At 64.4% G+C, this 12913-nt stretch carries 12 protein-coding genes; 5 read left to right on the plus strand and 7 right to left on the minus strand.

Translation table 11 applies throughout. The features are described from left to right. Positions 1-76: 76 nt before the first annotated feature. Positions 77-673, plus strand: coding sequence for a glutathione S-transferase family protein (locus Q2941_RS03120; RefSeq protein ID WP_027528319.1), 597 nt, complete (start codon positions 77-79; stop codon positions 671-673). Between the two features lie 16 nt (positions 674-689). Here the strand turns inward: Q2941_RS03120 and Q2941_RS03125 are convergent, their stop codons facing one another. The 4 genes from Q2941_RS03125 to fabA all read right to left on the minus strand — a co-directional run bounded on the left by Q2941_RS03125 (position 690) and on the right by fabA (position 5561). Continuing rightward, positions 690-2675: an autotransporter family protein gene (locus Q2941_RS03125; RefSeq protein ID WP_458191632.1), complete on the minus strand. Its 1986-nt coding sequence runs from the start codon at positions 2673-2675 to the stop codon at positions 690-692. A 140-nt stretch (positions 2676-2815) separates the two neighbouring features. Then, entirely contained in the window at positions 2816-3613 is a 798-nt protein-coding gene (gene fabI / locus Q2941_RS03130; protein WP_027528317.1) for an enoyl-ACP reductase FabI, read from the minus strand. 154 nt (positions 3614-3767) lie between these two features. After that, entirely contained in the window at positions 3768-4991 is a 1224-nt protein-coding gene (fabB, locus tag Q2941_RS03135) for a beta-ketoacyl-ACP synthase I (protein ID WP_458191633.1), read from the minus strand. A gap of 48 nt (positions 4992-5039) precedes the next feature. Next, positions 5040-5561, minus strand: coding sequence for a bifunctional 3-hydroxydecanoyl-ACP dehydratase/trans-2-decenoyl-ACP isomerase (fabA, locus tag Q2941_RS03140; protein ID WP_027528315.1), 522 nt, complete (start codon positions 5559-5561; stop codon positions 5040-5042). Positions 5562-5913: 352 nt separating this feature from the next. Between fabA and irrA the strand changes: the two genes are divergently transcribed. Beyond that, positions 5914-6405 carry an iron response transcriptional regulator IrrA gene (gene irrA / locus Q2941_RS03145; RefSeq protein WP_027528314.1) on the plus strand — a complete coding sequence of 164 codons (492 nt, stop codon included), beginning with the start codon at positions 5914-5916 and terminating at the stop codon, positions 6403-6405. A 177-nt stretch (positions 6406-6582) separates the two neighbouring features. Here the strand turns inward: irrA and Q2941_RS03150 are convergent, their stop codons facing one another. After that, on the minus strand, positions 6583-7110 hold the full coding sequence (locus Q2941_RS03150; protein WP_458191684.1) for an SH3 domain-containing protein: 528 nt from the start codon (positions 7108-7110) through the stop codon (positions 6583-6585). 329 nt (positions 7111-7439) lie between these two features. Between Q2941_RS03150 and Q2941_RS03155 the strand changes: the two genes are divergently transcribed. Further along, positions 7440-8441 carry a 2-hydroxyacid dehydrogenase gene (locus Q2941_RS03155; protein ID WP_027528312.1) on the plus strand — a complete coding sequence of 334 codons (1002 nt, stop codon included), beginning with the start codon at positions 7440-7442 and terminating at the stop codon, positions 8439-8441. Positions 8442-8444: 3 nt separating this feature from the next. On the opposite strand, the gene Q2941_RS03160 is transcribed toward Q2941_RS03155, so the two are convergent. Continuing rightward, positions 8445-9356 (minus strand): LysR family transcriptional regulator, encoded by a 912-nt coding sequence (locus tag Q2941_RS03160; protein ID WP_027528311.1) that lies wholly within the window; start codon positions 9354-9356, stop codon positions 8445-8447. Positions 9357-9472: 116 nt separating this feature from the next. Between Q2941_RS03160 and Q2941_RS03165 the strand changes: the two genes are divergently transcribed. After that, positions 9473-10480, plus strand: coding sequence for an aldo/keto reductase (locus tag Q2941_RS03165; protein WP_458191634.1), 1008 nt, complete (start codon positions 9473-9475; stop codon positions 10478-10480). 12 nt (positions 10481-10492) lie between these two features. On the opposite strand, the gene Q2941_RS03170 is transcribed toward Q2941_RS03165, so the two are convergent. After that, positions 10493-11296 carry a HesA/MoeB/ThiF family protein gene (locus Q2941_RS03170; protein WP_027528309.1) on the minus strand — a complete coding sequence of 268 codons (804 nt, stop codon included), beginning with the start codon at positions 11294-11296 and terminating at the stop codon, positions 10493-10495. Between the two features lie 238 nt (positions 11297-11534). On the opposite strand from Q2941_RS03170, the gene Q2941_RS03175 reads away from it, so the two are divergent. Continuing rightward, complete coding sequence (locus Q2941_RS03175; protein WP_458191635.1) at positions 11535-12893, plus strand: serine protease; 1359 nt, start codon at positions 11535-11537, stop codon at positions 12891-12893. Positions 12894-12913 lie beyond the last annotated feature (20 nt).

The raw sequence follows: 12913 nt of genomic DNA on the forward strand, positions 1-12913 counted from the left end.
GCCGTAGCGACTTGCCAAGTTGCACAAGACGCGCGATGCACGAGGAAAATCGCGTCCCGATGAAAGGTGAGATCCCATGATCAAGCTCTACTGGTCGCCCCGCTCGCGCTCCTTCTCCGCGCTCTGGCTGATGGAAGAAACCGGCCTGCCCTATGAGCGTGTACTGACCGACATCACGACGGGCGCGCAGAAGGCGCCGGAGTACTTGAAGATCAATCCGATGGGCAAGGTACCGGCCCTGGTCGATGGCGATGCCGCGCTCGGCGAGGCGGCCGCGATCTGCGCCTATGTCGCCGATCGCTATCCGGAGACGAAGCTCGCGCCGGCGCCGACCGATCCGCGTCGCGCACGATACCTGCAATGGCTGTTCTTCGGGCCGGCCTGCATCGAGCCCGGGTTGATCCAGATCTTCACCAAGCTCGAGGTGCCCACCTCCACAGCGGCCTGGGGCAGCGCGACGCAAGTGTTCGACGTCCTCGACACCGCGCTGGCCAAGGGACCATGGATCCTTGGCGACGAGTTCACGGCCGCTGACATCGTGATCGGCTCGGGGCTGAACTTCGCCGTGCGGATGTTCAAGTTGGTGCCGCCGCGCCCCAGTTTCGACGCTTATATCGCCCGCTGCGTGGCGCGGCCGGCATTCCAGCGCGCAGAGAAGATCGCGGCGGGGTGAGGCGACTGCGTCGGACTCAAAGCCTGACCTTAAGGACGGCCAGACCGGATTGCTGCAGCAATCCGGACGTCGTGGCCTGGAGGCCGTACCGAATGCCGAGATCGACACGGTTGCTGCCGGCAATGACCAGTCCGAGGCCCGCCGAGTAGATCCATGGCGAGAGGTTGAGACCGTTGGTGACGAAGCTCGTGCCACCTCCGGCAAATGTCGCGCTGATCTGTAATCCCCGATTCCACGCGTTGTAGCCGATCCCGACTTCGCCGGTGAGATAGGCTTGCCTCGCCAGCTGATACGCGCCCTTGAGCCCCGTCGTTAGGGTCAGCTCCCGATAGACTTGCGAATCGACGTTGAGGCTGAAGCCGCCGGCACCATTTTCCTGATAGGCGGGCGAACGCACCTGTCCGTAGTCCAGTCGAAATGACGGAACGAGCGTAAGTCCAACCTCGAGCGGGATCTGCTTCTTGACCGCAACACCGACGTGAGCGCTGTAGGACCGATAGTTTCCTGCTGCGGTGTTGTTGATGAAAGTCAGCGAGCGACTTTCTCCATTGTCATTGAGCGCGCCGTCAAGCTGGGCATCGACGTGAAGGTCGCGGCTGACCGCGTAAGCGCCGTAGAGTCCCAGCTGATATGAATCGATGGCGAGCCGATTGGGAATCGCATCCTCGCTTCCCGTGATCGCCTGACGGGAATAGGCAAACACGCCGCCAAGCATCGCGCGTGGCGAAATCGCAGCGTCCGCGCCGACGGCTACGCCGCCGCCGGAGGCGTTGTATCCGGGGACGCCATCGAGGCTTCCCTGCCGGACGATGCCGCCGAACGGCTTCATCCAGACGTTCCGCTCGGGCACAACGCCGGAGCTGAGCCCACGAATGTCGTCAAGACGTCCCGTGACGGCCTGCTGAAGCGCGCGCTGCGTCGCATAGGTCGCCTGCGACGCCGCGCCGGTGAGAACGGGCAATGTCTGATTGATGGCGTTGGACAGGCTCGGACCGCTCAGATTGTCCAGGGCGAGGAAGCCCGGCACCATGGAGCCCGTCCAGCCAAGCGACGCCGTGGACATTTGGTAGAGCGTGTCGGCCGCGCCAATCCCTGCCCGGTTGTTCTGGGATCGCAGGGTGTCGGCATAGGGCTGCACCAGCGACAGGTAGGCTATCGCGCCGGTCGGATTGCCCGTCAGGTCGTAGGTGCTGACCAGCATCTGCGAACCCGACGCGTCGCCGCTTGCGGTCCCATAGAGACTGGTGAGATTGCCGCGTGACAGCGTGTTGAAGAGAACGTTGCCCTCCGGCGTCACGGAGCCCAGCAGGGTGAAACTGGTGGCACCGCCTGTGGGCGCGATACCGACGCCCCAGAAATATCCGTTCTGATAATTCGTGATGACGAAACGTCCGGGAGTGGACGTGCCGAACAGGGCGGGACTGACGATCCGCCACGGGGTGCCGGCCGTCCATGCCCATTGCGGCACCGAATTGGCCGGGACGGCCTGCGAGGGCGGCGGCGTGAAGGTCGCGGGGTCATAGGGCAGCATATAGGCCCAGTGGGTCACGAGGAGGCTATCCCCCGTGATCATCTGCATTTCCATCTCCGTTACACCGTTGATAGATCGCATGTTGCCGAGGCCGACGGTCACGGCGCCTCCCGAGGTCGGCGTGAACAGCATCGTGATCTGCCCCGCCGTCGTCACGAAGCCCTGGATCGTGGAGGTGTCGGTCACGAGCGCCGACCCGATCTTGAGCTGCGCGACGCTGGTCCCGGTGAATGATCCATTCGTCGCGGTGGATAGCGACCACAGCGTCTGATCGCCGATTGGAATCGGATTCGAAAAACTGGTTTTCGGCGCAGCGTAGGCCAGCAATTGTGCCGTCGGCACGTACCAGTGCGTATTGGACAGGGCCGAATCCCAGATCGCCGACTGTGCCAGGACAGGGAAGCTCGCGCAGGTCAGGGCAGCGCCCGCAATGGACGCGAGCACACCCGCGCGACAGATCGCACGCACCATCGGCAAGATTCCTCCCGAACCGCGGGACGCGCCGGTCGTGCGGCGCTACCGGGCGCAGGAAACATCATCCTATTGCCGAGTCTGCCCCATGATCGTGGGGTGCGAGGAGGCGCCGCGGCCCCGGTCGGGCCTCGGAAGGCTCATTCCGCCTTCAGATCTTCCGGCTTCGGCATCAGGACGATGTTGTAGCCGGAATCGACGTAGTGCACCTCGCCGGTGACGCCGCCGGACAGATCCGACAGCAGATACAGCGCCGAGCCGCCGAGTTCGTCGAGCGTGACGCCGCGGCGGAGCGGCGCATGCTTCTGCTGGAAAGCGAACATCGCGCGTGCCTCGCCGATGCCCGAGCCGGCGAGCGTGCGGATGGGGCCTGCAGAGATCGCATTGACGCGGATGCCTCGTGGACCGAAATCGGCGGCGAGATAACGCACCGAGGCTTCCAGCGCCGCCTTGGCCACGCCCATCACGTTGTAATTCGGCATCGCGCGCATGGAGGCGCCGAAGGTCAGCGTGATCATGCTGCCGCCCTCCGTCATCAGTTCGGCAGCGCGCTTGGCCACTTCCGTGAACGAGAAGCAGGAGATCACCATGGTGCGCGAAAAATTCTCGCGGCTGGTGTCGGCGTAGCGGCCCTTCAGCTCGTTCTTGTCGGCAAAGCCGATCGCGTGGATCACAAAATCGAGTTTGCCCCACTTTTCGCGCAAGGCAGCGAATGTGGCATCGACACTGGCGATGTCCTCGACGTCGCAAGGCAGCACCAATTCCACGCCAAGAGACTCCGCCAGCGGCTTGACGCGCTTGCCTAGGGCATCGCCCTGGAAGGTGAAGGCAAGCTCGGCGCCGTGGGCATGCAGCGCCTTCGCCATGCCCCAGGCGATCGAGTGATCATTGGCGATGCCCATGATCAGACCGCGCTTGCCTTTCATCAGACCTTCCATCGCCTCATAGCTCCCATTTCGGCGTCATCGCCCGCCTTGTGCGCACTTGCGCACTGGAGCGGGCGATCCAGTATTCCAGGACGGTTCGTGATAAATCGAGAGGCCGCGGCGTACTGGATGGCCCGCCTTCGCGGGGCATGACCAAATCAAACAATCACGCATCCAGCCGGCTGAACACCAGCGTGGCGTTGGTGCCGCCGAAGCCGAAGGAGTTCGACAGCACGGTGCCGATTTTGGCGTTGTCGATGCGCTTGCGCACGATCGGCATGTCGGCGAACACCGGATCGAGCTCCTGGATGTGCGCGCTCTCGCAGATGAAGCCGTTGTTCATCATCAGCAGCGAGTAAATCGCCTCCTGCACGCCGGTTGCGCCCAGCGAATGGCCGGTGAGCGCCTTGGTGGCGGAGATCGGCGGGCACTTCTCGCCGACGCCGAACACCTTCCGGATCGCCTCGATCTCCGGCGGATCACCCGCCGGCGTCGAGGTGGCGTGCGGGTTGATGTAATCGACCTTGGTCTTGACGGTCGACATCGCCATGCGCATGCAGCGCTCGGCGCCTTCACCCGACGGCGCGACCATGTCGTAACCATCCGACGTCGCGCCATAACCGACGATCTCGCCATAGATGCGCGCGCCGCGCGCCTTGGCATGCTCGAGCTCTTCCAGCACCAGCACACCGGCGCCGCCTGCGATGACGAAGCCGTCGCGATTGACGTCATAGGGACGCGAGGCGGTGGCGGGCGTGTCGTTGTATTTCGAGGACATCGCGCCCATGGCGTCGAACAGGACCGACAGCGACCAGTCCAATTCCTCGCAACCGCCGGCGAAGATGACGTCCTGCTTGCCGATCTGGATCGTCTCGTAGGCATTGCCGATGCAATGGTTCGACGTCGCACAGGCCGACGAGATCGAATAGTTCACGCCCTTGATCTTGAACCAGGTCGCGAGCGTCGCGGACGCCGTCGACGACATCGCCTTCGGCACCGCGAAAGGTCCGACACGCTTCGGTCCCTTGCTGCGGGTAATGTCGGCGGATTCGACGATGGTGCGGGCCGACGGGCCGCCTGAGCCCATGATGATGCCGGTGCGGATGTTGGAGACTTCGTCGGGCCCGAGGCCGGAATCCTGGATCGCCTGCTCCATTGCGATGTGATTCCACGCGGCGCCCTGGCCGAGGAAGCGCATCGCGCGCCGGTCGATCACAGCGGCGGGATCGAGCGTCGGCTCGCCCTGCACCTGCGAGCGGAAGCCCATCTCGGCATATTTCTCTGCCCGCGAGATGCCTGACTTCGCCTCGTGAAGGCTCGCAAGCACTTCCTGGGTGTTGTTTCCGATGGACGAGACAATGCCCATCCCGGTGACCACAACCCGCCTCATGACCGCCTCGCCCTAATCGTTGTCGCCTTCAAATTGATGCGCCTTGCTTCAGCCCAGGCTCGTGCCCTGCTTGAACAGGCCGACCTTCAGATCCTTGGCGCGATAGATAATCGTGTCGTCGACCGAAAGCCACCCGTCGGCAATGCCCAACACCAGCTTTGAGCGCATTACGCGCTTGATATCGACCTGGTACACGACCTTGCGGGCCTCGGGCAGCACCTGGCCGCCGAACTTCAACTCGCTCAACCCCAGCGCGCGGCCGCGACCCTCGCCGCCGATCCAGCCGAGGTAGAACCCGACCATCTGCCAGAGCGCGTCGAGGCCTAGGCAGCCCGGCATCACCGGGTCGTTCTTGAAATGGCAGCCGAAGAACCAGAGGTCCGGCTTGACGTCGAGCTCGGCCCGCACCAGTCCCTTGCCGAACTCGCCGCCGGTATCCGAAATTTCCGTGATGCGGTCGAACATCAGCATCGGCGGCAGCGGCAACTGGGCGTTGCCTGGGCCGAACATCTCGCCGCGGGCACACGCCAGCAAATCCTCGTATTCGTAACCGTTGCGCCTGTTCAGCATCCCGGAGCCTCTGTTCAAATCCCGATGGGGCAGTTTTGGCGAGAATGGCCCCGTTTCTCGACGGAAGGAGCGCCATTCGCCGTTGTCAGGCGCGAAAACCGCGTGACCGGACGGACCGCGGGCCAAGCCTCGTTGAGCCCGGCTGCGCCAAAATCGGTTAAGCGGGACCGCGCGCTCTCTATCATAGGCCCTCCCGGCGTCAAAGCGCCCTTTACAGGGTAAAATGATCGCATCTCGTCCCGGTTCCGGACCGACTTAGAACCGCTCTAGTTGCGAGAAACTTGCATCTGCATCTATCCGTCCATATATTGCAGAACAATAGTGTTTTTCCTCGCGTGCCCTGAAATCGGAAATGAGCGATAGCGCCCCGAACCACCATGACGAAACCGCCCATTCCGCGTCCCTCCACTCCGGACGCCAGCCGGCCCTGACCGGCTGCCCGTGGCACGACGTCAACGAAATGCTCCAGGCCGCCGGGCTTCGCCCGACGCGCCAGCGCATGGCGCTGGGCTGGCTGCTGTTCGGCAAGGGCGCCCGGCACCTCACCGCCGAAATGCTCTACGAGGAAGCGACGCTGGCCAAGGTTCCGGTGTCGCTGGCGACCGTCTACAACACGCTGAACCAGCTTACCGATGCCGGTCTGCTGCGCCAGGTCAGCGTCGACGGCACCAAGACCTATTTCGACACCAACGTCACCACGCACCACCACTATTATCTCGAGAACAGCCACGAGCTGGTCGACATTCCCGACCCGCATCTGGCGCTCTCGAAGATGCCCGACGTGCCCGAGGGCTACGAGATCGCGCGCATCGACATGGTGGTGCGCCTGCGCAAGAAGCGCTGAGTTCTCGAAACAGGACGAGAGATCGTCATGGCCGGGCTTGTCCCGGCCATTTTTATTTGCGTGGTCATTCCGGGATGGTGCGCGAGCACCAGACCTCCGAGCGCAATGCGCTTCGGGGGATCTCGAGATCCCGGATTGCGATGCTGACGCATCGCCCCCCGGATGACGCCTGCGGCGTCAGTTCACCAGCTCGTCGGAGTAGACGCCCCAGAGCCGCTCCTGCTGGATCCAGCCGTCGAAACCGTTGCCCGTGACGTGGCACCAGCCTGTGGTGCACTTCTTGACCTGGGCGACGACGCCGGCCTGGAGCTTTGCGGCGACCGAGCTCTCGGTGTCGGCGCGATCATAGATCGGCGCGAGATCGTCCTTGTGCTTCATGGTGACGACCGCGGTGCGGCGCCCCGACAGCAATGAATGATAGACCCAGCCCTCGGCGCCTTCGGAATCGCGCACCCGGCGCCAGTTCTCGAACTCGGCGGTGATTTCGACCGGCAGGCCGGCGCGGGTGTAGACCCAGGCCACATCGTTGTCCTTGGTCGGGCCGGCGCGGACATTCACATGGTCGGATTTGAGGCTGACATAGCGCGGCACGGGAAGGCCGCTCGCGGTCTGAACCGCGTCCTTGGCCGAATGTCCGGGGCTGACCGATGCGCCCAGCCAACCCAAGACGAGCACCACCACCGACCAAAAACGCCCCAACGCCATCACGACCCGTCTCCTGCCGGAACCCTGGCGCAAGCGAGCCGAATTCCGAGAAATCACTTCCAAATCCATGCCGCATGTCCCTCTCCCCGCCCCACGCGGGTCTTTCCCTCCGCTGCCGTGGTTCTTGTCTTGGCCCGGCCATCTGCTAGAGAGGACGAGCGTCTAACAAACCAGTTTGGCCCGATTTTCCGGCCGGAAACGTCGGGAGAGCTTGAAGGAAACGCCGGGGACGATGCGGCAAGGCCAGTGTCGAACAACCGGGTTAATGAGGTCTGAACGGTAAGCCTTTGACCACAGAGGCGGCCAGCGAAGCCTCATGAGAGCAGGACATGTCGGTCAAGAAAAAACCCCTCGTCGTCGTGACACGCAAGCTGCCGGACTCGATCGAGACGCGCATGCGCGAATTGTTCGACGCCCGGATCAATCTTGACGACACCCCGATGTCGCGGGAGCAGATCGCGGAGGCCGCGCGCACGGCCGAGGTGCTGGTCCCGACGGTGACCGACCATATCAACGCCGACATCATCAACCAGCCCGACTGCAAGCTTCGCCTGATCGCGAATTTCGGCAACGGTGTCGACAATATCGACGTCGAGGCGGCGCATGCGCGCGGCATCACCGTCACCAACACGCCGAAGGTTCTGACCGAGGACACCGCCGACATGACCATGGCGCTGATCCTCGCGGTGCCGCGCCGGCTGATCGAGGGCGCCTCGGTGCTCACGGAAGGCAAACCCTGGGCGGGCTGGTCGCCGACCTGGATGCTCGGCCATCGCATCGGCGGCAAGCGCCTCGGCATTGTCGGCATGGGCCGCATCGGCCAGGCCGTGGCGCGCCGTGCCCGCGCCTTCGGCCTGCAGATCCACTATCACAATCGCCGTCCCGTCGCCCCGAAGATCGCCGAGGAGCTTGGCGCGACCTATTGGGAAAGCCTCGACCAGATGCTGGCGCGGATGGACATCATCTCGGTGAACTGTCCGCACACGCCCGCGACCTATCACCTGCTCTCGGCACGGCGGCTGAAGCTGATCCGGAAAGAGGCCTATATCGTCAACACCGCGCGCGGCGAGGTGACCGACGAGGACACGCTGATCAAGCTGATCGAAGCCGGCGAGATCGGCGGCGCCGGTCTCGACGTCTACGAGCACGAGCCCGCGGTCAATCCGAAGCTGGTGCGGCTCGCCAAAGCCGGCAAGGTGACGCTGCTGCCGCACATGGGCTCGGCCACCATCGAAGGCCGCGTCGACATGGGCGAGAAGGTGATCATCAACATCCGCACCTTCCTCGACGCTCACAAGCCGCCGGATCGCGTGCTACCGAGCATGCTCTGAGATTTATTGTTCGCGCGTCTCGCGTTTGCGCCAGCCGGCGACGAAATCGATGAAGGCGCGCAGCGCGGGCGGCGTTTGGCGCCGGCTCGGATAGTACAGGAACGGTCCCGGAAACGGCTCGCACCAATCCTCCAGCATGCTCACCAGTGCACCGGACTTCAGGGCTTCGCCGACATAGCCATCAAGGCTTGCCCAGATGCCAGCGCCGTCCAGCGCGGCACGCATGGCAAGACCCATGTTGGTCGAGATCAGCTTGGCCGGTGGATCGACTTTCATGATCTGGCCGCCCTTCTCGAATTCCCAATCGTGCATGACGCCGCTGCTGTAGCGGGCGCGGATGCAATCATGGTCGAGCAAATCTTTCGGGTGCCGGGGCATGCCGCGCCGCGCGACGTAATCGGGTGATGCGACGACGACATAGCTTTGCGGACCGCTCAGCGAGATCGCCACCATGTCCTGCGCGAGATGCTCGCCATAGCGCACGCCGGCATCGAAGCCCGCACTGACGATGTCGACGAAACCGCTTTCGGAAACGATGTCGAGATCGACCTGCGGATAGGCCGCGAGGAACGGCCCGACCATCGGTGCCAACACCAGATCGACCGCCGGCGGCGGCGCATTGATGCGCAGGCGGCCCGACGCAACCTCGCGCAGGCCCCGGACCTGATCGAGGGCATTACCAACATCCCGCAGCGCCGGGGCCACGCGCGACAGCAGCAGCTCGCCTGCCTCGGTCAGCGCGACGCTGCGGGTGGTGCGATTCATCAGACGGACGCCGAGGCGCTCCTCCAGATCTCGTAGGCGCTGACTGAGACTCGACACGGATACGCGAATGTCCTGCGCCGCGCGCCGGAAGTTGCGGGTGCGGGCGACAGCAACGAAGACGTCGAGATCACGCAGGTCAGGATCGGCCATTGTTCGATATGATGAACAAGCTATTCTGAATTGTCCAGCTTATCGGCGTAATCGGCCATGCGCATATCTGACCTCATCGCGCGGCGCAGCCTGCCCGCCATTCGAGGAGAGCCATCATGGAACAGCGCAAACTCGGTTCAACCGGCCCCACCGTCACTGCGATCGGTCTCGGCTGCATGGGCATGTCGGAGGTCTACGGACCGGCCGACCGCGATGAGAGCATCGCCACGATCCATGCGGCGCTCGATGCGGGCATCACGCTGCTCGACACCGGCGACTTTTACGCCATGGGCAACAATGAAATGCTGATCCGGGAAGCGTTGAAGGATCGCCCGCGCGACAAGGTGCAGCTCAGCGTCAAATTCGGCGCGCTGCGCGGACCCGCCGGTGAATTCGCCGGAATCGATTGCCGGCCGGCCGCGATCAAGAACTTCCTCGCCTATTCGCTTCAGCGGCTCGGCACCGATTACATCGACATCTATCGCCCGGCGCGGCTCGATCCCAATGTTCCGATCGAGGAGACGATCGGCGGAATCGCCGAGCTGGTGAAGGCCGGCTACATCAGGCATATCGGCCTGTCCGAGGTTGGCTCCGACACCATTCGCCGCGCGCACGCCGTACATCCGATCGTCGATCTCCAGATCGAATATTCGCTGATCGCGCGCGGCATCGAGCGCGATATTTTGAAGACCTGCCGCGAGCTCGGCATCGGCATCACCGCCTATGGCGTGCTGTCGCGCGGTCTGATCAGCGGCCACTGGACAAAGGACAGCGGCAAGGCCGGCAGGGATTACCGGTTGATGACCCCGCGCTTCCACGGGGCGAACCTCGACGCCAATCTCGCGCTTGTCGACTCGCTGCGTGCGATCGCTACCGAGATCGGTGCCACGCCGGCGCAGGTCGCGATCGCGTGGGTGGCGGCGCAGGGCAAGGAGATCGTGCCGCTGGTCGGCGCCCGCACCCGCAACCGTCTCACCGAGGCGCTCGGCTCGACCAAGGTGACACTGACGCCGGCGCATCTTGCGGCGCTCGCAAAAGCCTTCCCGCCGGATGTCGCCTCCGGCACGCGCTATGCCGCCGAGCAGATGGCACATCTGGACAGCGAGCGGCCGCTCGCGCGCTGAGCAAGCCCGCCACTACTCGCGGTGGATGCTCAGATCGTCGAAGACGGGTCCATCGCCGTTGAGCGGATTGGCCGGATCGCGCGCGTAGCGCAGCGTCTCGAAGCGCATCGCGCGCGCATCCAGCATCAACAGACGGCCGACCAGGCCCTCGCCGAAGCCGACGATCTCGCGGATTGCTTCCAGCGCCATCATCGAGCCAAGCACACCGGCGAGCGCACCCATCACGCCGGCCTCCGAGCAGGCCGGTACGGTGCCCGGCGGCGGCGCCTCCGGGAACAGGCAGCGATAGGTCGGATTGAATTCGCCGGCCTCGTTCTTTTCGTGCGCGCGGATTGTCGTCAGCGAACCGTCGAAGGTGCCGAGCGCGGCCGTGATCAGTGGCCTCTTCGCGAAGAAGCAGGCGTCCGAAACCAGATAGCGGGTTGAGAAATTATCGGAGCCGTCGAGCACGAGGTCGTAATCGCCGATCAGGCCGAGCGCGTTGTCGGCGTTGAGCCAGGTGGCGTGACCGACGAAGCGCACATGCGGATTGAGGGCCGCGATCCGCTCCGCGGCGCTCTCGACCTTGTGCCGGCCGATATCGGGCGTCGTGTGGATGACCTGGCGCTGAAGGTTGGAGAGCGACACGACGTCGTCATCGACCACGCCGAGCGTGCCGATGCCGGCGGCGGCAAGATACATCAGGGCCGGCGCGCCGAGACCGCCGGCACCGATCACCAGCACGGAGGCCTGCTTCAGCGCGGCCTGACCCGGCCCGCCGACATCGCGCAGCACGATATGGCGGGCATAGCGTTCGAGTTCGTCGGGACTCAGCATCGTCGTTCCTCTCTTGACCCTCATGGTGAGGAGCGCGGAACGCGCGTCTCGACCCTGAAGGCCCGCATGTCACCCGGGGCCATCCTTCGAGACGCGGCCTTGAGGTCGCTCCTCAGGATGAGGACATGAGAACATGGCTTCGCGCCCTCTATCGCAGGCCTGAACCACCCCGAGATTGTTTGCGACCAACGAGATGTGCTTCAATGAGCCCACGTTCAATGGCCGGGTTGGATTTGTCATGAGATCGATGCTCGCGGCAACATTTGTGTTGGTGACCGCGGCGAGCGCGCACGCGCAGATGACGACGCCGCCGCTTCCCGGCACCAGGCCGAAGACGGTCCAGACCGTTCCGATCCGTCCCGCATTGCAAACGCCGTCCGAGACCGCGGACGCCATGGCGCAGGCGGAGCGCCTTCTGCTGCAATCCGACCTCGCCTGGGTCGGGCAGTATAACGGCGCGATCACCGGCGACGTCAGCGAGCGCATGGTCAACGCCATCAAGGAATACCAGAAGGCGAACGGCGGCAAGCCGACCGGTGTGCTGAACCCGCAGGAGCGGGCCGCACTCACCGAGACGGCGCGCAAGAAGCAGGAGAGCGTCGGCTGGAAGATCGTGATGGAGCCTACCAGCGGCGCGCGGCTCGGCATCCCCGGCAAGCTCGTGCCGCAGCAGGCGACCGACGCCAACGGCTCGAAATGGACCTCGCCGACCGGCACGGTGCAGGTGCTGCTCAGCCGCCGCAAGGAGGCGAACCCGACCACCGCAAAGCTCGCGGAAGTCGAGAAGAAGGACCCCGCCGGGCGCAAGGTCGATTACACGGTGGTGAAGCCCGACTTCTTCGTGCTGTCGGGATTGCAGGGCCTGAAGAAGTTTTACGTGCGCGGCACCTTCAGGGGTGACGAGGTGCGGATCATGACGATCCTCTACGACCAGGCCATGGAAAACACCGTCGAGCCGGTCGTGATCGCGATATCGAGCGCCTTCAACGCGTTTCCCTCGATGCCGCAGGCGGGACCACCACCGCGGAAAACCGTCGAATATGGCACCGGCATCGTCGTTACCGAAGACGGCGCGATCATCACAGACCGTCTCGTGACCGACGGGTGCCTTGCCATCACCATCGGGGGCTATGGCAATGCCGACCGGCTCGCGGAGGACAAGGAGCACGATCTTGCGCTGCTGCATATCTACGGAGCGCGCGGATTGAAGCCGCTGAACCTGGCGAGCGGGGCGGCCAAAACGGCCGTCGATGTCATCGGCATCGCCGATCCACAGAATCAAGGCGGCAGCGCCGCGGTCTCGAGCCTCAAGACTGCGCTGGCGCCCGTCACCGGCGGCGATGCAGCGCTTTCGCCGGCGCCGGCGGTCGGATTTTCCGGCGCCGCCACGATCGATGGTGACGGCAAGTTCGCCGGCATCGCACTGCTGAAACCGTTGGTCGTCGCCGGCCCCGCCAACGCGGCGCCTGCCGCGCAGGCCGTGATGGTGCCTGCCGATGCCGTGCGCGATTTCCTGAAGGCGAACGATGTCACCGGCAATGGCAGCTCGACGGATGCAAAAGCCGCCGTCGTGCGAGTCATCTGCGTGCGGAAGTAACGATCAGGCGACGGCCACGC

It is taken from the genome of Bradyrhizobium sp. UFLA05-153 (genome assembly GCF_054185185.1).